General features: G+C 68.9%; 30 protein-coding genes. 25 read left to right on the top strand and 5 right to left on the bottom strand.

Annotated elements, in window-relative coordinates:
* Positions 1-2: 2 nt before the first annotated feature.
* From F0L68_RS33555 to F0L68_RS33530, 6 genes are all read left to right on the top strand, one after another.
* A complete protein-coding gene (locus tag F0L68_RS33555; RefSeq protein ID WP_149853901.1) occupies positions 3-188 on the top strand; it encodes a DNA phosphorothioation-associated 4-like protein in 186 nt (61 codons plus the stop codon).
* Positions 185-1,105 (top strand): aminoglycoside phosphotransferase family protein, encoded by a 921-nt coding sequence (locus F0L68_RS33550; RefSeq protein ID WP_149853900.1) that lies wholly within the window; start codon positions 185-187, stop codon positions 1,103-1,105. Before F0L68_RS33555 ends, F0L68_RS33550 begins: the two co-directional genes overlap by 4 nt.
* On the top strand, positions 1,102-1,689 hold the full coding sequence (locus F0L68_RS33545) for a histidine phosphatase family protein (RefSeq protein ID WP_188316961.1): 588 nt from the start codon (positions 1,102-1,104) through the stop codon (positions 1,687-1,689). The genes F0L68_RS33550 and F0L68_RS33545 overlap by 4 nt, the downstream gene beginning before the upstream one ends.
* Positions 1,690-1,783: 94 nt before the next feature.
* A complete protein-coding gene (serS, locus tag F0L68_RS33540; RefSeq protein WP_149853899.1) occupies positions 1,784-3,079 on the top strand; it encodes a serine--tRNA ligase in 1,296 nt (431 codons plus the stop codon).
* Positions 3,076-4,098, top strand: a complete 1,023-nt coding sequence (locus tag F0L68_RS33535; protein ID WP_149853898.1) for a glycosyltransferase family protein — start codon at positions 3,076-3,078, stop codon at positions 4,096-4,098. The genes serS and F0L68_RS33535 overlap by 4 nt, the downstream gene beginning before the upstream one ends.
* Positions 4,095-5,120: a hypothetical protein gene (locus F0L68_RS33530; RefSeq protein WP_149853897.1), complete on the top strand. Its 1,026-nt coding sequence runs from the start codon at positions 4,095-4,097 to the stop codon at positions 5,118-5,120. Before F0L68_RS33535 ends, F0L68_RS33530 begins: the two co-directional genes overlap by 4 nt.
* On the opposite strand, the gene F0L68_RS33525 is transcribed toward F0L68_RS33530, so the two are convergent.
* The 3 genes from F0L68_RS33525 to F0L68_RS33515 all read right to left on the bottom strand — a co-directional run bounded on the left by F0L68_RS33525 (position 5,096) and on the right by F0L68_RS33515 (position 7,690).
* A complete protein-coding gene (locus F0L68_RS33525) occupies positions 5,096-6,352 on the bottom strand; it encodes a methionine adenosyltransferase (protein WP_149853896.1) in 1,257 nt (418 codons plus the stop codon). The genes F0L68_RS33530 and F0L68_RS33525 overlap by 25 nt on opposite strands.
* Positions 6,353-6,617: 265 nt before the next feature.
* A complete protein-coding gene (locus F0L68_RS33520) occupies positions 6,618-6,821 on the bottom strand; it encodes a DUF397 domain-containing protein (RefSeq protein WP_149853895.1) in 204 nt (67 codons plus the stop codon).
* A gap of 26 nt (positions 6,822-6,847) precedes the next feature.
* Positions 6,848-7,690, bottom strand: coding sequence for a helix-turn-helix domain-containing protein (locus tag F0L68_RS33515; protein WP_149853894.1), 843 nt, complete (start codon positions 7,688-7,690; stop codon positions 6,848-6,850).
* A gap of 329 nt (positions 7,691-8,019) precedes the next feature.
* Here F0L68_RS33515 and F0L68_RS33505 point away from each other — a divergent pair, with 329 nt between their 5' ends.
* The 11 genes from F0L68_RS33505 to F0L68_RS33460 all read left to right on the top strand — a co-directional run bounded on the left by F0L68_RS33505 (position 8,020) and on the right by F0L68_RS33460 (position 12,965).
* On the top strand, positions 8,020-8,211 hold the full coding sequence (locus F0L68_RS33505) for a hypothetical protein (protein ID WP_149853892.1): 192 nt from the start codon (positions 8,020-8,022) through the stop codon (positions 8,209-8,211).
* Positions 8,208-8,768, top strand: a complete 561-nt coding sequence (locus F0L68_RS43830; protein ID WP_223199360.1) for a hypothetical protein — start codon at positions 8,208-8,210, stop codon at positions 8,766-8,768. Before F0L68_RS33505 ends, F0L68_RS43830 begins: the two co-directional genes overlap by 4 nt.
* Positions 8,765-9,034 carry an HC3 family zinc finger protein gene (locus F0L68_RS33500; RefSeq protein WP_223199359.1) on the top strand — a complete coding sequence of 90 codons (270 nt, stop codon included), beginning with the start codon at positions 8,765-8,767 and terminating at the stop codon, positions 9,032-9,034. Before F0L68_RS43830 ends, F0L68_RS33500 begins: the two co-directional genes overlap by 4 nt.
* Complete coding sequence (locus tag F0L68_RS33495; RefSeq protein ID WP_149853890.1) at positions 9,013-9,282, top strand: hypothetical protein; 270 nt, start codon at positions 9,013-9,015, stop codon at positions 9,280-9,282. Before F0L68_RS33500 ends, F0L68_RS33495 begins: the two co-directional genes overlap by 22 nt.
* Positions 9,279-9,581, top strand: a complete 303-nt coding sequence (locus F0L68_RS33490) for a hypothetical protein (RefSeq protein ID WP_149853889.1) — start codon at positions 9,279-9,281, stop codon at positions 9,579-9,581. The genes F0L68_RS33495 and F0L68_RS33490 overlap by 4 nt, the downstream gene beginning before the upstream one ends.
* A complete protein-coding gene (locus tag F0L68_RS33485; RefSeq protein ID WP_149853888.1) occupies positions 9,578-10,099 on the top strand; it encodes a hypothetical protein in 522 nt (173 codons plus the stop codon). Before F0L68_RS33490 ends, F0L68_RS33485 begins: the two co-directional genes overlap by 4 nt.
* Before the next feature lie 2 nt (positions 10,100-10,101).
* Complete coding sequence (locus F0L68_RS33480; protein WP_149853887.1) at positions 10,102-10,974, top strand: Scr1 family TA system antitoxin-like transcriptional regulator; 873 nt, start codon at positions 10,102-10,104, stop codon at positions 10,972-10,974.
* Positions 10,971-11,195, top strand: a complete 225-nt coding sequence (locus F0L68_RS33475; protein WP_149853886.1) for a hypothetical protein — start codon at positions 10,971-10,973, stop codon at positions 11,193-11,195. The genes F0L68_RS33480 and F0L68_RS33475 overlap by 4 nt, the downstream gene beginning before the upstream one ends.
* Entirely contained in the window at positions 11,192-11,371 is a 180-nt protein-coding gene (locus F0L68_RS33470; protein WP_149853885.1) for a hypothetical protein, read from the top strand. Before F0L68_RS33475 ends, F0L68_RS33470 begins: the two co-directional genes overlap by 4 nt.
* Positions 11,372-11,451: 80 nt before the next feature.
* Positions 11,452-12,345: a Scr1 family TA system antitoxin-like transcriptional regulator gene (locus F0L68_RS33465; protein WP_149853884.1), complete on the top strand. Its 894-nt coding sequence runs from the start codon at positions 11,452-11,454 to the stop codon at positions 12,343-12,345.
* Between the two features lie 128 nt (positions 12,346-12,473).
* Complete coding sequence (locus tag F0L68_RS33460; RefSeq protein ID WP_149853883.1) at positions 12,474-12,965, top strand: helix-turn-helix domain-containing protein; 492 nt, start codon at positions 12,474-12,476, stop codon at positions 12,963-12,965.
* 121 nt (positions 12,966-13,086) lie between these two features.
* Here the strand turns inward: F0L68_RS33460 and F0L68_RS33455 are convergent, their stop codons facing one another.
* The gene (locus F0L68_RS33455; RefSeq protein WP_149853882.1) at positions 13,087-13,728 is read right to left on the bottom strand and encodes a prepilin peptidase; all 642 of its coding nucleotides are present in this window, start codon (positions 13,726-13,728) and stop codon (positions 13,087-13,089) included.
* 221 nt (positions 13,729-13,949) lie between these two features.
* Positions 13,950-14,198: a hypothetical protein gene (locus F0L68_RS33450; RefSeq protein ID WP_149853881.1), complete on the bottom strand. Its 249-nt coding sequence runs from the start codon at positions 14,196-14,198 to the stop codon at positions 13,950-13,952.
* On the opposite strand from F0L68_RS33450, the gene F0L68_RS33445 reads away from it, so the two are divergent.
* From F0L68_RS33445 to F0L68_RS33410, 8 genes are all read left to right on the top strand, one after another.
* A complete protein-coding gene (locus F0L68_RS33445; RefSeq protein WP_223199358.1) occupies positions 14,197-14,622 on the top strand; it encodes a hypothetical protein in 426 nt (141 codons plus the stop codon). The two genes, F0L68_RS33450 and F0L68_RS33445, sit on opposite strands and share 2 nt — an antisense overlap.
* A gap of 32 nt (positions 14,623-14,654) precedes the next feature.
* Complete coding sequence (locus tag F0L68_RS33440; RefSeq protein ID WP_223199357.1) at positions 14,655-15,656, top strand: hypothetical protein; 1,002 nt, start codon at positions 14,655-14,657, stop codon at positions 15,654-15,656.
* A 115-nt stretch (positions 15,657-15,771) separates the two neighbouring features.
* Entirely contained in the window at positions 15,772-16,488 is a 717-nt protein-coding gene (locus tag F0L68_RS33435; protein WP_149853879.1) for an SAF domain-containing protein, read from the top strand.
* On the top strand, positions 16,488-17,399 hold the full coding sequence (locus F0L68_RS33430) for a CpaE/TadZ family protein (RefSeq protein WP_149853878.1): 912 nt from the start codon (positions 16,488-16,490) through the stop codon (positions 17,397-17,399). The genes F0L68_RS33435 and F0L68_RS33430 overlap by 1 nt, the downstream gene beginning before the upstream one ends.
* A gap of 164 nt (positions 17,400-17,563) precedes the next feature.
* Positions 17,564-18,892, top strand: a complete 1,329-nt coding sequence (locus F0L68_RS33425; RefSeq protein ID WP_438672340.1) for a TadA family conjugal transfer-associated ATPase — start codon at positions 17,564-17,566, stop codon at positions 18,890-18,892.
* Entirely contained in the window at positions 18,889-19,806 is a 918-nt protein-coding gene (locus F0L68_RS33420) for a type II secretion system F family protein (protein WP_149853876.1), read from the top strand. Before F0L68_RS33425 ends, F0L68_RS33420 begins: the two co-directional genes overlap by 4 nt.
* Positions 19,803-20,696: a type II secretion system F family protein gene (locus tag F0L68_RS33415; RefSeq protein WP_149853875.1), complete on the top strand. Its 894-nt coding sequence runs from the start codon at positions 19,803-19,805 to the stop codon at positions 20,694-20,696. Before F0L68_RS33420 ends, F0L68_RS33415 begins: the two co-directional genes overlap by 4 nt.
* A gap of 42 nt (positions 20,697-20,738) precedes the next feature.
* The gene (locus F0L68_RS33410; protein ID WP_149853874.1) at positions 20,739-20,927 is read left to right on the top strand and encodes a hypothetical protein; all 189 of its coding nucleotides are present in this window, start codon (positions 20,739-20,741) and stop codon (positions 20,925-20,927) included.
* Positions 20,928-20,939: the final 12 nt, after the last annotated feature.

Raw genomic sequence — 20,939 nt, 5'->3', positions numbered from 1 at the left:
TGTTGGAGCAACGCGTGCGCCGCCCGGCGGACAAAGAGGACCTGATCAACCGCTTGGCCGGTGACACGCCTGATGCGATGTTCCCGTCGATGCGCGACCTACTGGTGTTCGCGGCGTCCCTTGGCAGGGCCGAAGGCAAGAAGGTGGCGCTGTCGGGCACCTCAGGCGATCCGATCGAGAACGCGTGACGCCGCTGGTTGAAGGCTTACCCGACGGCGCGATCGAGCGGCTGACCAACCACTACGGCGCAGGTGTTGGTGCGTGGCTGAGTCGCGCTGCGCGGATCGTTGGTGAGGTGGCGGCTCGGTGGAACGTGACGGTGGTCGGCTTCCACGACGCGGGGTGGACGTCGGTCGTAGGAGTCGGGCACACCCGGGCCGGACACGCCGTGATGATCAAGGCGATGCCCGATGCCGAACGCTTCCGACAGGAGAAGGAGGCGTTGGGCCATTGGGCAGGCGCTGGGGTGTGCAGGCTGATCGACGCTGATGACACCGCCCAGGTCTTACTCGTCGAGGCCGTCGCCGATGTCGCCGGAGGCGCGGCGCGCCCTCATGATCATGCCCGGCGGGTCGCTGAAGCGATCCCGTCCCTGCACACGAACCCGGCCCTTCCCGGTCGGGCCGTGCCGCTACTGACCGAGTACTACCGGCATTCGGTGATGCCAAGGATTGAACGCCGCGCGCGCCAGTACGGGTCCGTGGTGGGCGCCGGTCGAATCTCGAGTGTGCGGGCGCTGTGCCGGGATCTGTGCTCGGCGTCGCTGTCCTCGTTCATGCTGCACTCGGACTTGTACGCGGAGAACGTCTTGTTCGACCAGGCCCAGCGGGCGGTGTTCATCGACCCGCACGCCAAGATCGGCTCGCCGGCCTTCGACTGGGCGTTCTGGTGCGTCTACTACACGCCGACCTCCGGGTTCGCCGAGCGGGTGGCGCTGTGCCACGAACACGTTCCCGATCAGGTCGACGAAGTGTTGGCGTGGTCGGCGACGCTGGCCGTCGATGGGGCGCTGTACTACCTGGACACCGCCGACTACACGGCGACGTCGATGCTGCAGATCCTCGACTCACCGCTGCTGTCGCCGGTGCTGGGCTCGCGTCGGTGAGCATCACCTACCTGCTGCGGCACGGGCGCACCGCGCTCAGCGCCGCACACATCACCAACGGCGACCCGACCCGGCGGATCGCCCTGGACGACGTCGGCCTGCGGCAATGCCACCTCGTCGCCCTCACCGCCGGGTGGCTGGACACCATCGCGACGAGCGTCACCAGCCGGTTCCTCCGCACTCAGCAAACCGCCGACTTAGTGCTGGGCGAGCGCCTCGTGCAGCGGGTCGTCGAGCCGGACTTGGACGAGATCGACTACGGCTGCTTCGAAGGCGGTCCCTGGACGGACTACGGCACGTGGCTGCGAGAACAAGGCTCCACCAGCGTCCCTCCCTGCGGTGGTGAGTCCTGGGACGGAGCGGTCGACCGGCTGCTCGCAGGACTGACGAACTGCCTCACTCACCCCGGTCCCAGGCTGGTCGTGGCGCACGGGCTGCTTGTCTCGGTGGTCCGGGCCCTGCATGGGCCCGACGAGCCGGTGGACGGCTCGGCGCTGCCCGAGGCCCCCTACGTCGACCCGGTCATCCTCACCGACACCGAGTTGGCCGAGCTGGCTCACCGTCGCCGGACCCGCCGAAACTAGCCAGTCGCGTCCCGCGGATATGCCCAGTTGGATAGCATCACCCACCGGAGTCGGCCACTCTCAGGTCGTCAGCTCGACTCGTACTGGAGCACTGATGCACGATCCTCGCGTTCTGCTCGACCCTGCCACCGAGGCTGTGCGCAAGCTGGCTCGCCGGGGCTACCAGCTGGACCTGGAGCACCTGGACAAGCTGCTCAGTCAGCGCACCACAGCGGTCAAGCAGATCGACGACGCGCGCGCGGAATCCAACCGGATCGCCAAGGAGCTGCCGGCCGCGGCCAAGCGCGGCGAGGACGTCACCGCGCTCAAGGAGCGGGCGCGGGCGCTCAAGACCGAGATCCACGAGGCCGAGGAGCAGCACCGCCAGTTCGAGACCGAGCTGCACGAGTTCCTCCTGAGCATCCCGAACCTGCCCGAGGACCGGCTGCCCGACGGCAACTCCGACGAGTTCGCTGTCGAGGTCCGCACCTGGGGCACGCCGCCGGCCTTGGACTTCGACCCCGTCGACCACGTCGATCTCGGCGAGCGGCTGGGCATCTTCGACTTCGCCAGGGCCACCAAGCTCTCCGGCCCCCGCTTCGCGGTGATCAAGGGCGTGGGCGCCCAGTTGGAGCGTGCACTGGCGCAACTGTTCCTCCAGTTGCACACCCAGCGCCACGGCTACACCGAGTACTCGCTGCCCGCGTTGGTGACCAGGCCAACCATGACCGGCACGGGGCAGTTGCCCAAGTTCGAAGAAGACCTGTTCAAGACCGGTGTCGGGGAGGATCGCGAGCTGTTCCTGATCCCCACCGCCGAGGTGCCGCTGACCAACCTGCACGCCGGGGAGACCCTGGCCGCGGAGGACCTGCCGTTGGCCTACACCGCCCACACCCTGTGTTTCCGTTCCGAGGCCGGGTCCTACGGGCGCGACACCCGGGGGCTGATCCGGCTGCACCAGTTCGCGAAGGTGGAGCTGGTGCGGGTCGTGGAGGCCGAGCGCTCCAGCGAGGAGCTGGAGATCATGCTCGGTCACGCCGAGGCGTGCTTGAAGGAGTTGGGCCTGGCCTATCGGGTGATCACGCTGGCGGCGGGGGATATCGGGTTCTCCGCGCAGTACACCTACGACATCGAGGTGTGGCTGCCCAGCCAGCAGCGCTACCGCGAGATCTCCAGTGTGTCGGACTGCTCGACGTTCCAAGCCCGCCGCGCCGGCATCCGCACCAAGGCCAAGGACGGCAAGCGGGGCTTCGCCGCCACCCTCAACGGGTCGGGCCTGCCGATCGGGCGGACCCTGGTGGCGGTCCTGGAGCAGTACCAGCAAGCCGACGGCTCCATCCGGATCCCCGACGCCTTGGTGCCGCTGCTGGGCTACCGCCAGATCAACGCCGACGGCACCACGTTGGCGTGAGGGTCGGGGTCTGCGACTTCCCCTCCAGCTACGCGTTCCCGCCCTATGGCTACGGCGGGATCGAACGGTGGCTGTGGGCTGCGGCGACCGGGGCGCGGCAGGCGGGCGCCGAGGTTCACCTGCTCGGCCCGGCCTGGCGCGACGACCTGCCTTCTGGGTTGGGGCGATTACCGGTCCGTTTGGAGGACCTGCGCCCCGGTGACCGGGCGATGAAGGAACTCACGCGACTCCAGTTGGACCTGCTGATCGTAGGCCACGAGTACCCCTCGCTGCCGGCGTGGCGCCGCACGCACGCCGAGTTGGACTGCGATGTCGCCACGTTCCAACACGACCCGCACTTCCAGCACGCCCCCGACGCGTTCGACGGCCACCGGACTCGGTTGTACTGCTACTCGCCGGAGATGATGGACCGCTACCGCGACCACCGTCCCCACCAGGACCTCAGCGTGCAGTTCGGCCTGCACGAAGAAGGCGCGCCCGCAGTCCTCCCCGGCGAGGACTTGGTCTGGATTGGGCGCATCGACCAGGACAAGGCCCCGCACCTGGCCGCTCTCGCCGCAGCGAAGGTAGGGCGCCGGCTGCGCGTCATCGGCCCCGTCCTCGATCGCGACTACCTGGCCCAGCACGAGGCCATCCTCGGCGCGGCGCACGTCGACCTCGTCGGCGAGCTGTCCGGGGCCGCCAAGCTCGACGCGCTGCGCGGTGCCCGCGCGATGGTGTACACGTGCGCTCGCGACTATGTCGAGGCCGGCGCCGCGGTGTTCGGGGAAACCCTGCGCTGCGGGACACCGGTCGCCGCCCTGACCTGGCGGCAGGGAACCTGCGCGCAGGCCGCGCTCGACGCCGACATCGGATCGGTCGCCCGTGTCGACCCGCGTGCGGACGACGAGACCGCCGCCACCGCGCTGGCCGAGGCGATCACCGTCGCGGAACGCCTCGACCCCGGCCTTGTGCAACAGATCGGTCTGGAGAAATTCAGTCCCCGACGTCACTTCCTCGCTCTGGTGTCGAGGCCGTGACAACCAGCGCCTCCGACGAGATCGCCGATCGGCTGCTGGACAGTCTGATCAACCAGTTCAGCGGTCGCTGGCACATCGAGGCCGACGAAGGCGGTCTGCGCATGCGGCCCCGCACTCCGCTGGCCGGAGGGAAGCCGCTCCGTCACGCTCCACACCCGCGCCGCGTGATCGACACGATGGCGCAGGTCTTCGCCGCGGCCAGGGTGCCCCGAGCCGCCGTGCTGCCGATCCGGTGGGGCCGCGACACCGACCTGACCATGTCCGCGATCCAGGGGCTCGACCCGTGGCTCAAGGACGGCGCCGACCGGGTCTGGCGCGAGGGATTCCTTCCGCAGCCGGTCGTCCGCTTCACCGGCGAACGCGACGACCAGGGCCGGCTCCGGGACGGCTACCTCACCTCGTTCGTCAACCTCTCCTGCACTCACCGGATCTCCGGGCCAGAACACCACGCCGCATTACTGGGCACCTGGTTGGACGCCTTGTCGGCCGTGGGGATCCATGCGGGCCGCGTGGCCATCGACGGCGAGCTGGCCACCTGGCACCGCGGGCCCGTCAGCGGCATCACGCTGTTCCTGTCCTGCGACGGTGTCGGGTTCGCCGACGCCGTCTTGCTGTGGAACACCGCCGACCCCTCCCATATGGCTACCGACCTGGGCTCCGGACTCGAACGGCTGTGCTGGCTGCTGTCGCCGCAGCCGTGGGCGCACACGGTGTTCGGCCTGGCGGCAACCTGGTGGGACACCGACCTCCTCGACGCCGTGCGCACCGCCACGCTGCTGGTCATGGCCGGTATCCGACCCGGCGCTCACGCGAGCGGATCGGCGTTGCGGCGGGTGCTGCGCCGCGTGCCCGTGCCGATGGCAGCCGCTGGGCTCGGACGCATCATCCGAGCCCAGCGCGCCTACTGGGTCGACACCGGCATGTCCGGCCCCGGCTGGCCCCATCTGGCCGACGTCATCGAGAACGAGATCCTGACCGCCGCCGCACGACGGTCACCTCAGGCCAAGACCACCTCGCCGTAGAGAATCTCGCGAGTCAGCTCCGGGAAGCTCGACAGAACTTCCCGTGTCACAGCACGGACCTCGTCGTCGGCGACCTCGGCGCGGGACAGCCGCACCACGGTTTGCCATGGCTGGGCAAGCGCTTGGCCAGTCGCGCTGACCAGATGCACCTCGGCGTACCCACCGAAGCGAGCGTGCAACCGTTGCGCGATACGTTGCGCCGCAACGTTGTAGAGCTTACCCACGTGGTAGACGGGGTTCTTGCCGTTGGCGCCTTCCAGGTTCATCGGCCGCAGTGGAGTGATCAATCCGTTCACCCGGTTGCCGCGCCCCACCACACCTTCGTCGCCCGACTCGATGGAGCTGCCCGAGTAAGTCAAATAGATCTCGTCGCGCTCGACCAGATCGCGTGCGTTGAGCCGAAACGACGCCTTCCGTGTAGGTAGCTGAACCGCAGCCTGGCGGTAGCACTCGTCGAGGACCTCAGCGCAGTTGGACAGGTAAGCCCGGCGATCGGGCACGTGCACGGACTTCTGCGGGACGCACAGCACCACGTCCAGCCGCTCCTCGTCAGCCAAGACCATCATCTTGACATCCGAGCCGCACCACGGTCGGGTGACCGTGAAGTCGCTGGACGTGGAGAACAGGTCCACCAGGCTGCGGGCGAAGGACTCCACCTCGTTCTCCGGCGCCCACCCCGTGCCTAACGAGGTGTCGTTGGCGATCAGCTCCTTGCGCTCGCGCAACTCCTCTACCGACTCGGGCGCGAACCACGCCACGCGTTCGGGACGGCCCCCGTCGGCGAAGACCGCACCGGGACTGGAGTTCGAGGTGATGTTGAGCTCGATGCTGAGGCGTTCGGCCAGTTCGGGAAGGCGGGCCACGAAGAACGATCGCACCGTGTCACTGATCAAGTCGTCCACCGGCACGACCACAGAGCCGCAGGAGCGCGTCACTCGGCCGTTCACCAACACGCGGACCGCGTCCAGGACACGGCCACCGCCGTACCAGACCTGCGTCGCCCCACCCAACAAAGCCAACTTGTCGAAGTTGTGGTGCAGAACAGCGCCGCAGTACTCCAGCGTCCACCGGCCGTAGACCCTGGATAACTCCTCAGCGAGATGGTCAGCAAGGGTATCGGGATGCCCGTATCCCTTACGCTCCAACAGGGTGAGCGCTGTCGCCGGTTGTATCCCGGTCTCCAGCACAAAGCGTGAATCCGAGTCGCTCACGCCTGCCGGCACGTCCGTCATGCTTGTCTCCCACCGGATAGATCGGCTACTGACAGTGCTCGCGACGCTACCGGGCGGGTACGACGAGATCATGCGAATTGTCTGTAGAGGCTCCCGTCGGACGAGTACGCGGACGCACGGAAGGAGGCCGGACGTCGACGCGAGGCCCACACGATCCATCAGGCCAGGCAGCAGGATGGCTCCAGTGGCTCGTTCATGGCCGGTCAAACGAGCGAGGCCGCGCCAAGACAGCTCGGCGCGGCCTCTCGTTCTACGGCAGTGGGGTTCAGCGGGCGAAGCGCCCTCGCTTCACTGCCGTCAGGAACTCACCCAAGCCACCGTCCTCGAAGACGAGGACGGCTCCTGCCGGGTTCTTGCTGTCTCGAACGGCCGCCACCGTCGGGGTGCGCGCGAGTTCGACACACTCGCCGCCGTTGCCTCCCGAGTGACTTGACTTGCGCCAAGCCGCTCTCGTCAGGTCCGGGATCATCGCCCGTCCCCTCCTCTGTTTAGACGTCACAGTTGCTCAGCAACAGTATCTACCAGCGCGAGCGTGTCCTGGGGTGACAAGGTGCAGGTACCGAGCGCATCAAAGATCAGCTCGTAGTTCTCGACTCGTTGCGCGTCCGAGACGAACAGCCCGTCAGTCAAGTTCTCTACGTAGGCAATGACCGGCCGGTCCGGCGGAGTGAACAGCGTGAAGGAAAAGCCAGTCGCGGCATGCGCACCTGCCGCGAACGGTATGACCCTCAACGTAATGTTAGGCACGGCTTGGAGGCTCTTCAGACGCATCAGCTGGGCTCGCATCACGTCCGCGCCTCCAACGGCACGACGAATCGCTGCCTCGCTCAACACGAGATCCAAACGCGGAGGCTCGGCTGCCATGAGTCGCGTTTGCCGAGCCATGCGAGCCTGAACCAACCGTTCTGCATCTCTCGGGGAATGTAGCGGATTGGCGAGGATGATGGCTCTGGCGTAGTCCTCGGTCTGAGCAAGACCGTGAACAAGTTCGGGTTGATAGGCGCGGATCAGCGTCGCGGTCTCTTCGGTCGGGAAGTACTTCCGCAACCTGTCGGGGATCGCGCTGCCCCACGGCGTCTTCGGACGCCTGCGACGTGCCTCGTCGCCGAGTTGCAGAAGGTCGGCCCTGTCCTCGCCTTCGACTCCATAGAAATTCAGTAGCCGATCGAGCTCAGCCGGCAACATGCCTACAGCGCCTCGCTCGATCTTGCCCACCTTGGACTCCGAGCACTCAAGTGCGTGTGCCGCATCGAGACGGCTGAACCCTGCGGCTTCGCGCAGTTCGGTGAGCTTCTCACCAAGGCGGATCTTGTAGTCGCTCGGGCTCTGACCGCTCATGGATCCATCCTCCTCTGTGATCGCGATCAGTGTGCCCGACGAGGCACGCTCGGCAGTTCACCCGGTCGGGCGTTGGTAAACCTGACCGGTCAGGTTTACCGTTCCTATGTCCGAACGGTCCGGCCCTTGGTCGGCGCTCAGTAGGACACCCGCCCCGGACCACTTCGTCACAGTTGCAGGTCCGGGGCGGGCCTCAGCGCCACCGGCTCGGCTGGGTGGCCAGCCGGGCGCGATCCGAATCCACGCTCGGTATCGGGGAGAGGCGAACGCAGCTCGCCGGTCGATGGTGGGTTCCGGCTCGCCGCCGTGCACGAGGAGGTCGGGCGATCATGAACTGGCACATCCCATGCCGCGACGCGACCGGGCGCGCACGCCACCTACACGTCAAGGTCACCGACGACCACCAGATCGCGGTGATCGCCCCGCCCGGCGAGGCCGCCTACATCTCGCCAGCGCACTACGGGGAACTGCGCGACGCCCTGCAGACCGGCTGGCTGCGGATCCGGGGGACGGCGCCATGAACGTCACCCTGACGATTCCCGCCTGGATGTTGCTCGCGATCCTCGCCGCCGGATCGCTGATCTGCGCGCTGGTCCTCTACGTCGTGACGCGGCTGCTGGTCTACCGCCTGGGCACCGAGGTGGAGACGTTGGCCGCGCAGCTCGTGCTCAACCTGAACGGCACGGCGCCGCCCTCGGCCCGCGCGTGCCTGTCTCCCAGAACGCCGTCCGCGTCCCTGGCTTGTTCCGAACGCGGACGGCACGCGGGGGGCTCACCGTCGAGTCGGGTCACCCCCGATACCCGCGCCGCGCGCGTGCAATCCCCCGGCACGCGCGCCGACGGTGAGCCCCCTGTCCTCCCACGGGTTCCCGCGCACCGCGCGCCGCACCCAGCACCGAACGCGACTGCCACCCGGCGGACCTGGGAGGCATGGTCGGCCGCCGTCGAGAACGCGCGAGGGCAGACCACGGCAACCCTGCCGATCGGGCACGTGCCCCGCCAGCCAGGGACGGGAGGCCGCTGCGTGCCGATCGACGCGGACCTCACCGCTGCGGCTGTGACGGGGCGTGCGTCGTGATCACGGCCGAGGGTCGCCGGTTCCGGTGGCTGCCCTTCGACGGTCGACGCCACGCGATCGACAACGCCATCGAGCCCAACACTCATGGGATCACCTTGTGCCGCAGAGAGATTCCCCGGGTGCCGGCACGGTGGTCCAAGGTCGCTGGATGTTGGAGGACGTGCTGGCGCTGTGACAATGCCTGGCGCGACGCGGAAGGCATCCCCCACAACCCGTTTGTCGAACGATCCACATCCTCCCAAGCATGCGTGGAGTTGGCGTCGTGACCAGCCCCACGCCCCCGCCTCGCGGGCTGAACGTAGACATCGACGCTGCCTCGGCCGCCGCGCTGGACAACGCAGCCGACCGCATGCGCGTGACCGTCACCGAGGCGACATGGCTGCTGATCAGCCTCGGCGACCTCGTCTTCCGTGCGCTCGATGCCGACGGAACCGTTGTCGTGCACCACGAGGACGGCTCGATGGAACACCTGGCCCTGTGCGACAAGCCGTCACCGGACGGCGGCGCGTCATGACCTGGCCCGACAACCACGACACCCACGCGTCCCTGCGGTGGTTGTTGCAGCGCCTGGCCGAAGACGTCGCGCGCGACGAGCCCGCAGCCGCTGCGGCGCTGAGCGAAGACCTGGTCGGGATGCTCGGCAACATCACCGACCACGAGCTCGTCGAGCGTTACCGCAAGGTCGGCGGGAGGCTGATCGAGTTGGGCACCATCTACCTGGGCGCGGCCGACCTGCTCGACCACCCGACCGTCCAGGGACGGGTGGTGAAGTCCGATGCGGAAGCGTCGGACCCCGGCGAGGTGACCTCGTGAACCCGACCGAGCCGGTGGGGCGGCTGCGCGGACGAGTCCGTCACGACGTCGCGCACAGGCTGGCCTTGAGGTGGACCACCAGCGGTCTGTCCTTCGCGCGGTTCGCCGCCCAGACCGGTCTGCGGCCCAGCATGGCACGCCGCCTGCTGTCCGAGGCCGGTGTGCGGAGCGAGGGCTCGCCCTACCTGGGATGGACTGACCTCGACCTCACGGCGGTGCTGGCCGCGCGGAGCGGCGGAGGCGAGTCGGTGACCCAACTCGCGTCGGAAACCGGCCTGCACCCGCGTCACGTCGCGAGAGTGATCGACAGCACAAGTGTGTGGCGCCCACGCCGCCGCCAGACCTACACGCCCGCACCTGAGGTGATCGAGCTCTACCGGCACGGCGCGACCATCCAGGTGCTCACCGAACTGACCGGCATGAGCAGCCAGCGAATCCGGCACGGTCTGCGCGCGGCCGGGGTCACGGTGCGTCCCCGGGGCCGGTCCCCGCGCGCCCCAGAGAGCAGGAGGAGCTGACCGTGCGCACCACCCAGTCACTGCGGCTGCACGACATGCTGACCCAGGCACTACAACGCCTGCGCTCGCAGGCCACGTTGACCAGTCCGGCGGTAGCGGCTGCGACCGGGATGAGCCAGTCGAAGGTCTCCAAGATCGAGAACGGGAAGCTGCTTCCCGCCATCGACGACGTCGCCGTGCTCGCCCAGGCGCTGGGCGCCGACGAGAAGACCACCGGATGGCTGCTGGAGACCATCGCGGCGCTGCGCGCCGACGCGGCGGCTCGCGTGGTCGTGCTCCACCGAGGGCCCGACCGCCACCACAGGGCTATCGCCCGCGCCGCCGCCGACGCGACCACCACCCGAACCGTGGCCACGCTGCTGGTACCCGACCTGCTGCGCACCGACACCTACCACGAGGCCCTCCAGGAGCCAGACCTTCCGGCCCCGCACCGCAGGGCCGCCCTGACCTCGCTGCGCCATCGGCAACGCCTTCTTGAAGACCCCGACCGGCGCTTCGAGTTCGTGCTTCCCGCCGCCGTGCTCGACTTCACCGTCCGCGACGCCCGGACCATGACCGGCCAGATTCACCGCCTGCGGACGCTGGCCGGGCACCCGAACATCAGCATCGCCGTGATCCCCACCGCAACCCCGGTCGCGACGCCCCTGGAACACCCGTTCTCCGTCTATGACCTCCCGGCCCAAGGAGTGCGCCAGGAGGTCGTCGTGGAGCTGCTGACCGGCACCGCACACATCATCGACACGATGGACATCCAGGCATACCAGGAGATCTACGACGCCCTGGCGCGGCTGACCGTCGGCGGCGCGCGGCTGCGACCGCTGCTGGACCAGGCGCACGCCCGCTACGCCGAGACGCTGACAGGAGGAACACCATGAGCGCGTCACGATTCCTGCCTGCCCGCCTGTGGGTCTGGTGGCGCTTTCGCCGGATCCGGCGCGCAGGACTGCTCTCCCATATCCTTGCCGCCCACCACGCGGCCGACGCCGAGCTGAAGGAGGTCGCCGCGCGGCTCGGGCTTCCGATGTCCATCGTGGATAGTCTGGTTCGTCGAGGAGACGCGATATCTCGCGGACACAGCCGGAGGGGCATCCTGTGACGTCGTCATCCCCGTCGTCAGACTGGCCGCCGGGCATCACCGCGAACACGGCACACGACGTGTCCGGTCAGCTGTGGCAGATCGGCAGCGCGGTCATCACCCTGCCGCACCACTCCCGCTGCCGCCACCGCGCCAACTGCCGCCAGCACGCCGATGCGTCGACCGGGACGACCTGACCCAGACACCTAGGGCGCACAAGGCACCCGACCCAGTTGACGCGCCGACACGCCAAGGCACCGGGAACAGGAGGATCACGATGCGCGCGATCGAGTCGTTGCTACTCAAGGCGATGGTGGCAGAGACGGTGCACGACCTGCGGGGAACGGCCGAGTTGACCGGGCAGGACGTCGCGCGGAGAGCCGGCATCAGCCAGTCCAAAGTCCACAAGATCGAAAAAGGCACGCTGCTGCCCAGCGTCGACGACACCCGCGCGCTGGCCTCCGCACTGGACGCCAATGAGGAGACCACACACTGGCTGCTGAACTGCGCGACACGGCTTCAGCAGGACGCGGCGCGCACGCGCGGGAACAATCACGTGCTGCTGCACCGTGGTTCACATCCCATCCACGATGAGATCAGGCGCACCCAGGGTGCGGCGATCACGACGCGAGCCGTGGCCGCCCTCACGGTGCCCCTGTTGTTGCGCACCGTCGACTACCAGCTCGCGGCGATGGGCATCACCGGCCACTACAGTCGCATCGCCACCGACCTGCTGCGACACCAACAGCACGTGCTCGCCGATCAAGACAAACACTTCGGATTCGTGGTCCACGAATCCGCGCTGAATGCCACCATAGGCAGCCACGCGATCACGGCTGCCCAGATCGATCGACTGCGCGTGCTGGCCCAGCACCCGAACATCGACCTCGCAGTGGTTCCCGCCCCCACAACCATCACCGCAGCGCTCGTGGACTTCGCCTTCACCCTCCACAGCACCCCCACGTTCTGCTTCCCCGGATCCTCATCGGTGCGGACGTCGGCGGTCCTGGAGACGATGACCGGCACCGCACGCATCCTCAACCCGGAAGACGTCCAGGAATACGAAGAGATCTACGCCCGACTGAGGTCAATCGCGGTCGCAGGCAACGAGTTGATCTCGCTACTCGATAGGGCTCACGCCACACACCTCGATCGAGGCGTCGAACCATGAACAGGCAGCCCTGTGACCGGACAAGGTCCTCGCGCGGTGAACGCCATCGACACCTCGGCGTGACGAGTGCGGACGAACTCTGGCCGGCGGCCAGCAGAACACGAGTGTGATTGGGTGGTGGACGCGACGTGGAGATCGACACAGCTGCGTACCAGCGCGTGCTGGGAGACGAACTCCGCACGCTGCGCAAGCAACGCGGCTGGACCCGCAAGGAGCTCAACCGCAGACTCCAGAGCGGCATCTCGCTCCAGACGCTGGCCACCTACGAACTCGGCACCAGACAGTGCTCGGTGATCCGCCTCGTGGAGATCTGCCACGCCCTGAACGTGCCCGCCCACGAGGTCCTGCAACGCGTGCACGAGAAGGTCTTCACCGACCCGCCACCCGGACACATCCGCCTCGACCTCACCGCCATCGCCGCCGACGACCACGGCGAACTGCTGCCGCTGCGCCGCTGGGCCCGCGACCGACTCGACCAGCTCCCCCTCGGCGCCAGCCACGACGTGCACCTCGACCTGTCCGCGCTGGAGTACATGGCGCAGCTGTGCCAGCTCACCCCTGTCGAGCTGATCCACAAACTGCGCGGGCTGGACCGGATGACGTCTCCGAAAGCCAGGTAGGCGTGCGTCGAACGGCCTCGATGCGCGGTGCGGTGGTCCCGACGACATCACGATCCGACAGTGCCTTCCGCGCGGGTCCGCAGGCCGCGAAGACCGAGTCGTACGCGCGTCTCGCTGACCGTCAGGGCATGGGGCTGATGCAGACCGCGACGAAGGCACCCGCGAAGAGGTACGGGCCGAGCGGCATGCTCACGTCTCGTGCCACGCGTCCACCTGCCCGCAGCACGATCCGAACAAGCGCTGCCAGAAGCCAACCAACCAGGGTGCCTGCCAGTAGGGTCGGCCAACCCTGCCACGCCATGGCCAGCCCCAGGAGACCCCCGAGCTTGAGGTCGCCCGCGCCCAGTCCTCCTCTGGAGGCCAGCGCGAGGATGAGGTAGAACGCCGCGAGGATCGCCATGCCGGCGAGTGCGCGCAGGAAGTCCGGTCCGCGGGAGTACAGGATCGCCGAGGTCGCCAGCAAGGCGCCGACGAGGACGGTCCCGGAGTAGATGAGCACACTGGGCAGCCGCTGCTCGATGAGGTCAACCAAGCCGAGCGCGACACCGAAGGCGGCGAGCACGCTGTAGGGCAGCAGGTCGAACTGGTGACCGAAGCGCCAGGCCAGCACGCCGAACGCGAACGCGGTCAGCAGCGGGGCCGCGCACTTCGCCGCAAGCACTCCAGTCGGTGCCGACGTGAGCAGCCGTCGGAGATAGGCCGCCAGCACCACGCCAACGAAGATTCCGGCAGCCGTCCACGAGGCGATGAACACGGCGGACATCAGCCCGCACCGCCATGGGCGACGTTCGGTAGTCGAGCTGACATCACATCGCCCCCAAGAATCCGCCGGTCGCGTCCTCGTTTCACCCCCAAGAAGCCGCAGGTCCCGCTACCAGAGTCCCTCATCGCAAACTCGGATAGTGACATGATTCGCCCGAAAGGGTGAATCTGCCACAGGTGGGTCCATTCCGACTTCAAAGTCAGTGCTTTCAGACTTTGAAGTCACTGGGGGGCAGTGGTGTAGACGTGGTAGGTACCACGAAGATTCGAGACGATCTTCGCTTGAAACCGGGGGTGACTTGTGACGAGGGGACCGATCTCCGGCACGAGGGGCAGCCGGATCACGACGCTGTTCGTGATCAGCACGGTAGCGGTCGCGCTCACCTCGTGCAGCTCGGGGACGCCGAGTGATCCGACGCCGACCACCTCGACGCCCTCGGTGCCGTCATCGGCGGCACCTACCACGCCCATGAGCCCGGTGGACCAAGCCAAGCAGGCCGCGCTCACCGCCTACCGAGGAATGTGGCAGGACTTCGTCGCGGCCGGGACCACTTCGGACTGGCAGTCGCCCAAGCTGGGCCGGTACGCCACCGGCTTGGCGCTATCGACATTGAGCCGCGGCATGTATGCCGATCACTACAACGGCCTGGTAACTAAGGGCGAGCCCGTCCTCAACCCCACGGTGGCATCAGTAGATCCGCTGGCCAACCCGGTCACGGTGATCGTCAACGACTGCGGTGACTCGACCCATTTCCTGAAGTACCGCGCCGACAACGGACAACCAGCCAATGACGGCCCCGGCGGGCGCCAGTTCGTCAAGGCAACAGTGCAGAAGCAGGCGGACAGCTCGTGGAAGGTCACCGACTTCGGAATCCAGGCGGTCGGATCATGTTGAGGCGCGCGTCAGTAGTCGCTGGTGCTGCGGTCGTGCTCGCGTTGGCGGGCGCGGCTCCCGCCTTCGCCAACGGCTGGGGAAACGTGACCTGCGGCCAGAGTCCCACGCCGGACTGTCAACTCGGAGCGGGCTCGGGCGGCAACGGTGGGAACCAAGATGGCGGTCACGAAGGCGGCGATCAGCAGCCCAGCCACGACGGCTCGGGCAACAACGGAAGCGGCACCGGCGGAAACAGTGGCGGCGACACGATCATCGGTGGCAGCTCGAATCTGGCGAGTTGCTCCTACGTGCCCAGCGAATACCAGCCACCTGCCGGCGCGACCACAGCCGCATACCACCGACCGTCGCCCTCCGGCGGCACCACCGTCCAGTTGGTCGCGTTCACGCGCCCGGTAGCGAACGTCGACCTTTCAGCACAACCAGCCGCCGGACCGGCTCCGGGACAGCAAGGCTCTTGGTATCTCTGGAAGTGCGCCACCGCAGGTATCACCGATGGGCTCTATCACCCGCCAGTCTGGATCGCCAACGGACAACCCGCACCCGGTGCCCCGCCGCTGCAGTCCCCGGCACAATTGGCGCAGATAGCGCGCAACCAGTTGCGGTTCCCCACGCCGTCGATCGCGGCGAACCCCGCGGGCGAGCAACTGGTCAACCTCCCGACCTGGATGTGGCTGTCCAGCGGCTGGGGACCGGTCTCCGCGACCGCCACCGTCCCCGGCGTGTCGGTGACGGCGACCGCGACACCGACGTCCGTGACGTGGTCGATGGGTGACGGCAGCACGGTCACCTGCACCGGCGCGGGCACCCCGTTCCACCCTGGAACCGCGCCGACAGCGTCCTCTCCCGACTGTGGTCACACCTACCGGACGTCCTCGGCAAGCCAAGCGGGACAAGTGTTCCCCGTGACGGCGACCGTGCATTGGACCGTCACGTGGGCGGGCGCGGGCCAGGGCGGGGTGTTCCCGGACCTGACCACGAACGGCAACGCGGCCTTCCGGGTCGCCGAATCCCAAGCCCTCAACAACGGCGGCTGACCCCCACCGGGCAGTCCGACCGCAACACAACAACAAACACCAGCACCACAATCCTCCGCTCGCCGATCACCACCTGGCGACGCGGCGTAGCAGACCCATGCCTGGAGGTACCGGCGTGAGCACCAACATCACGACCCAGCCGGACACGAGCCGGCCACTGGGCTCAACCGGCGGCCCGTGGGTCTCCGACGGCAAGAAGCCGCCCGCCTCTCGGCTGCGCGGCGGCGGCCGACGGCGCAGCCTGCCACACCTGCTGCTGGGCGTGTTGCTCGTGCTGGTGTGCGCGGCGGTGTTCCTGGTGGTGTCGCGGAACTCCGGCAACCGGGAGCCCGTGCTGGCGTTGGCCCAGTCCGTGTCGGTCGGGCAGGTGCTGACCGCGCAGGATCTCAAGCAGGTCAACGTCGCCGTCGATCCCGGTGTGTCCGTTGTAGACGCCAGTCAAGCGGCCAGGGTGGTCGGCAAGACGATGTCCACGAGCCTGTACGCCGGTGCGCTGCTCACCCCGGACGCGGTGGGCTCGGGCGGTTTCCCCTCGGCGGGCCAGGCGCTTGCGGCGTTGCCGCTGAAGTCCGGGCAGTTCCCGCCCGAGGTCGCGCCCGGCTCGCACGTCTCGGTGGTGTTCGTGCCCGGCCAGGCAGGCGCCGCGGTGGCGAACCCGCCGACGCCGGACGCCTCGACGGTGTGGCCGGCGGTGGTCACCAGCGTGACCTCGCCGCCCAACCAACAGACCACGGTGATCTCGGTCGAGCTGGGTGAGGCCGCCGCCCGCCAGATCGCCGCCGTGCCGGCGGGGCAGTTGTCCGTGGTGATGGTCTCGGGAGGTGGTCGCTGATGTTGGTCGCGGTCGTGTCGGTGAAGGGCTCGCCGGGAGTGACCACCTTCGCGACGGCGCTGGCCGCGCGGTGGCCGGCACCGGGTCGCCCGGTGCTGGTCGAGGCCGATACCTCCGGTGGTGACCTCGCAGCGCGGTTCTCGCTGGAATCCACGCCAGGGCTGCTGAGCCTGGCCGCGGCGGCTCGCCGCAGCGCGGACCCGGCGCTGGTGTGGCAGCACGCCCAGGCCCTGCCCGGCGGGCTGCCCGTGGTCACCGCACCCCCGGACGCTGACCGGGCGCGAGGCGCGTTGTCCGCCCTGACCCCCGACCCCGCCGCCGGGGCAGGCGTCCTGCGGACGGCAGGGAACGTGCCCGACGCGGTGCTGATCGTGGACTGCGGACGTATCGACACCGGGTCCCCGGCGTTGCCGATCGTGCGCGCCGCGGACGCGATGGTCTTGCTGACCGGTGCGCACGCGGACGACCTCGCGCACCTGCCACGCCGGTTGCCGGCGATCGGCCGGTGGTCGCCACACCCGGTGATGCTGCTGGTCGGCGACGGCTATTCCCTGGCCGAGGTCGCCCGCGAGCTGGGCGTGCCCCCGCTGGGCCGGGTACCGAATGACCCTCGCGGCGCCGCCGTGCTGTGCGGGCGCCCCCACTCGCTTCGGCGGGGCCGCGGCGGACCCGCGCACTCGCCGCTGGGCCAGCTCGCCCACAAGGTCGCGACAGTGTTGGCGGCACAGCAGGCACCGCCACGCGCACTGCCGCACCAAGCGCCAGTCCCCCACCGGCCGGTGCCGGTCTTGCGGGCGGTGCCGGGTGTGCCGGGCGGCCCGGTGTCGGTCAACGGTGTCCGGTCCGCGCCGCTTCCACCCGGTCACCCGACCTTCCCCGACACCAGTCCCCAGCCAGGAGCGGCGTCATGACCTACCCGCCTAACGGCAACGGCTATCCGCCCCCTGTGCCGCTGCGCCCCCACCAGCAGCAGGATCACTCGCACGGTGGCTGGCCGCCCACCCAGCCAGCGGCGGCTCCGGGTTACATCGGCGCGCCCGCGCCTGAGGTGTTCGGGGCGCCGGAGCCGGTCGACATGTCGGCCGCCATCGGGCGGCTGCGCCAGCACCTGCGCGACACCCTGGGAACCGAGCTGCCGCAACGGGTCGACGCCCAGCAGCGGCGCACTGGTTCCGTCAGCCGAGAGGCCCGGCGTGAGCTGGCGCAGGCGATCCTCGACGACGCGGTCGCCGTGCACACTGAACGCGAACTGGACGCCGACCGCGATCTCGTCGGCCCGGCGGTCGAGCAGCGGGTGATCAACGAGGTCATCAACGAGCTGTTCGGCATGGCCGGGCTGCAGCCGCTGCTGGACGACCCGACCGTGGAGACGATCAACGCCAATCGGTTCGACCGGGTCTTCGTCCAGTACAACGACGGCCGCCGCGCCCAGGTCGCCCCGATCGCCTCATCGAACGAGGAGCTGACCGACCTGGTGCGGATGCTCGCCGCCCGCGCGTCCAGTCAGGAACGCCGGTTCGACCAGGGCTCCCCGGCGGTCAATCTCCAGCTTCCCGGCGGGGAACGGTTGTTCGCGGTGATGGGGCTGACCGCGGGCGGGGTGAGCGCGCTGTCGATCCGCCGGCACGGCTACCTCACCGTCACCCTGCCCGAGCTGCGCTCGCGGGGCACGATCGACGCCGGGCTGCAGGAATTCCTCCGCGCACTGGTGCGAGCCAAGAAGAACGTGCTGATCACCGGCGGCACCGGCGCAGGCAAGACCACCCTGCTGCGGGCGCTGGCCGCGGAGATGGACTCGATGGAGCGCATCGTGACCATCGAGGACGCCTTCGAACTCGGCCTGGAGATCGACCCGGACATCCACGCCGACGTGACCGCCTTCCAAGCCCGCGAGGCCAACATCGAGGGCGAAGGCGCGATCTCCCAGTCTGAACTGGTCCGCTGGGGCCTGCGCATGAGCCCGGACCGCGTGATCGTCGGCGAGATCCGGGGTCCCGAGGTCATCCCGATGTGCAACGCCATGAGTCAAGGCAATGACGGCTCGATGGCCACTCTGCACGCCTCCAGCTCCAGGATCGCCTTCACCCGCCTGGCTTCCTATGCCGCGCAAGGTGTCGAGCGGCTTCCCTTGGAGGCCACCAATCTGCTGGTCGCCTCGGCGGTGCATTTCGTCGTGCACCTCACGCGCGGCATCGACCGCACCACCAGGGTGGTGTCCTCGATCCGCGAGGTTGTCGGCGCCGATGGCCCCCAGGTCATCTCCAACGAGATCTACCGCCCCGGTCCAGACCGGCGCGCCCGGCCGGTGGCCGGGTCGATGCGCACCGACAACCTCGACGACCTGGTCGATGTCGGCTTCGACCCTGTCGTGCTGGAGCAGTCCGAAGGCTGGTGTGCACCATGACCGTCACCCTCAGCACTGCCCTGGCCGCGCTGCTCGGCCTCGGAGTCGGCGTGGGCCTGCTCCTGGCGATCATCGGCTGGCGCGGCGTCGATGCCGCCCGACCTCGCCGCGTCCAGCTGCGTCGCCGACCCGATGCGTCTGGTGATCAGCGCCAGGTCCTCCGGATCGGCCTAGCGGTCGTGATCGGGCTGCTGACCGGGCTGGCCACCGGCTGGGTCGTCGGCGCCGTGTTGGCGGGGCTGGCCTGTTGGGCGCTGCCCCGCGTGCTGGGCCGCGATCCCGAACACGCCCGACGGGTCGCCCGGATCGAGGCGGTCGCGACGTGGACGGAGATGCTGCGCGACACCCTGTCGGCCGCCGCCGGGCTGGAACAGGCGATCCTGGCGACCGCGCCGCTGTCGCCGCCGGCCATCCGCGCCGAGGTCACCGGGCTGGCCGCCCGCATCGAGAACGGCGACCGCCTCGCACCCTCGCTGCGCGCCCTGGCCGACCGGCTCGCTGACCCGACCGGGGACCTGGTGATCGCCGCGCTCGTGCTCGCCGCCGAGCAGCAAGCCCGCCAGCTCGGCGACCTGCTCGGGTCACTCGCCCACGCCGCCCGTGAACAAGCCTCCATGCGGATGCGCGTGGAAGCCGGGCGCGCCCGGACACGCACCTCGGTGCGGGTGATCGTGGGCACCACGATCGGCTTCGCGGTCGCCGTGGTGCTGCTCAACCGCCCGTACCTGTCGGCCTACGACTCGGCGGGCGGGCAGGTCGTGCTGCTGATCATCGGCGTGCTGTTCTCCCTCGGGTTCGCCTGGCTGGTGCGGATCGCGCGGGTCACCGAGCCGACCCGGTTCCTCTCGATCCGCGGTGACCTCGCCGCGAGCGATCCCTCGCAGGGCAACGAAAGGCGGGTGGAACGCCTGTGATCACCGCACTGGTTCTGGGAACCGGGCTCGGGGTTGGCTTGTGGGCGTTGGCGGTGTGGTTGTTCCCGCCGCGTCCCGCGCTGGGCGCGGTCCTGGCCCGCACGACCACTCCTCCGGCACCGACGCCGATCCTGGCCACCGAGGACACTGGGTGGGCCGCGAAGCTCGGCCGCCCGTTCATCGTTCCGCTGCGGTCCCTGGGTCTTCCCGGCGAACGGCTGTCCCGTGACCTCGCGGTCATCGGACGGCCGGTGGCCACGCACCTGGCGGAGAAGGCGACCTTGGCCATCGCCGCACTGCTCGCGCCGGTGCTGCTGCAACTGCTGCTCACCGCGGCCGATCTGTCGCTGGGGATCGAACTCCCCCTCGTCGCTGGACTCGTGCTCGCCGTGACCGGGTTCGTCCTGCCTGACCTGCAGGCCCGGTCGAACGCGGCGAAGCTGCGCTCCGGGTTCCGCCACGCCCTGTCCGCCTACCTCGACCTGGTGTGGATCACCCTGGCCGGGGGCGCCGGGGTGGACAGCGCGTTGAACGACTCGGTGGCCATCGGCCGTGGCTGGGCGTTCAAGCAGATCCGCCGCGCTCTGGACACCGCCCGGCTAACCCGTAGCACGCCGTGGGCGGCGCTGCGGCAACTCGGCGAGGAACTCGACGTCACCGAACTCGCCGAGCTGGCCGCCTCGGTCAGCCTGGCCGGCACCGAGGGCGCCAAGGTCCGCGCGAGCCTGGCGGCCAAGGCCGGGGCGCTGCGCACGCACCAGATCACCGACGCGGAGGGCGACGCCACCGCCGCGACGGAACGCATGTCGCTGCCGGTGATGGCGTTGTTCCTGGGCTTCTTGTTGTTCATCGCCTATCCAGCGCTCACGCAAGTCCTCAATGGACTGTGAGAAGCCGGTCACGGGCACCAGTTCCACGGGAAGGAGATCGCGATGCAACCCTATCTGATGGCGTGGTGGACGACGCTGAAGGCGCGGTGGGACGTGCTGCGCCGGGAACCCGAGGCGGGATACTCCACCGAGACGGTCCTGGTGACCGCGCTGCTGGTCGTGATGGCGTTGGCAGTCATCGCGGTCATCGTCGCGAAGGTCACCACCAAGGCCAACGGCCTCGACGTGTAACCGTGATGAGCA

The organism is Solihabitans fulvus (assembly GCF_008386585.1).
Classification (GTDB): domain Bacteria; phylum Actinomycetota; class Actinomycetes; order Mycobacteriales; family Pseudonocardiaceae; genus Solihabitans; species Solihabitans fulvus.
This window is presented reverse-complemented; position numbering and strand designations above follow the sequence as displayed.

What these genes read in the sequence shown, in the direction of transcription:
- serS (WP_149853899.1), top strand. Translation starts at nt 1,784, where the DNA reads ATGCACGATCCTCGCGTTCTGCTCGACCCTGCCACCGAGGCTGTGCGC.
- F0L68_RS33525 (WP_149853896.1), bottom strand. Translation starts at nt 6,352, where the DNA reads ATGACGGACGTGCCGGCAGGCGTGAGCGACTCGGATTCACGCTTTGTG.
- F0L68_RS33520 (WP_149853895.1), bottom strand. Translation starts at nt 6,821, where the DNA reads ATGATCCCGGACCTGACGAGAGCGGCTTGGCGCAAGTCAAGTCACTCG.
- F0L68_RS33515 (WP_149853894.1), bottom strand. Translation starts at nt 7,690, where the DNA reads ATGAGCGGTCAGAGCCCGAGCGACTACAAGATCCGCCTTGGTGAGAAG.
- F0L68_RS33505 (WP_149853892.1), top strand. Translation starts at nt 8,020, where the DNA reads ATGAACTGGCACATCCCATGCCGCGACGCGACCGGGCGCGCACGCCAC.
- F0L68_RS43830 (WP_223199360.1), top strand. Translation starts at nt 8,208, where the DNA reads ATGAACGTCACCCTGACGATTCCCGCCTGGATGTTGCTCGCGATCCTC.
- F0L68_RS33495 (WP_149853890.1), top strand. Translation starts at nt 9,013, where the DNA reads ATGCGTGGAGTTGGCGTCGTGACCAGCCCCACGCCCCCGCCTCGCGGG.
- F0L68_RS33490 (WP_149853889.1), top strand. Translation starts at nt 9,279, where the DNA reads ATGACCTGGCCCGACAACCACGACACCCACGCGTCCCTGCGGTGGTTG.
- F0L68_RS33475 (WP_149853886.1), top strand. Translation starts at nt 10,971, where the DNA reads ATGAGCGCGTCACGATTCCTGCCTGCCCGCCTGTGGGTCTGGTGGCGC.
- F0L68_RS33465 (WP_149853884.1), top strand. Translation starts at nt 11,452, where the DNA reads ATGCGCGCGATCGAGTCGTTGCTACTCAAGGCGATGGTGGCAGAGACG.
- F0L68_RS33455 (WP_149853882.1), bottom strand. Translation starts at nt 13,728, where the DNA reads ATGTCCGCCGTGTTCATCGCCTCGTGGACGGCTGCCGGAATCTTCGTT.
- F0L68_RS33445 (WP_223199358.1), top strand. Translation starts at nt 14,197, where the DNA reads ATGAGCCCGGTGGACCAAGCCAAGCAGGCCGCGCTCACCGCCTACCGA.
- F0L68_RS33450 (WP_149853881.1), bottom strand. Translation starts at nt 14,198, where the DNA reads ATGGGCGTGGTAGGTGCCGCCGATGACGGCACCGAGGGCGTCGAGGTG.
- F0L68_RS33430 (WP_149853878.1), top strand. Translation starts at nt 16,488, where the DNA reads ATGTTGGTCGCGGTCGTGTCGGTGAAGGGCTCGCCGGGAGTGACCACC.
- F0L68_RS33425 (WP_438672340.1), top strand. Translation starts at nt 17,564, where the DNA reads ATGTCGGCCGCCATCGGGCGGCTGCGCCAGCACCTGCGCGACACCCTG.
- F0L68_RS33420 (WP_149853876.1), top strand. Translation starts at nt 18,889, where the DNA reads ATGACCGTCACCCTCAGCACTGCCCTGGCCGCGCTGCTCGGCCTCGGA.
- F0L68_RS33410 (WP_149853874.1), top strand. Translation starts at nt 20,739, where the DNA reads ATGCAACCCTATCTGATGGCGTGGTGGACGACGCTGAAGGCGCGGTGG.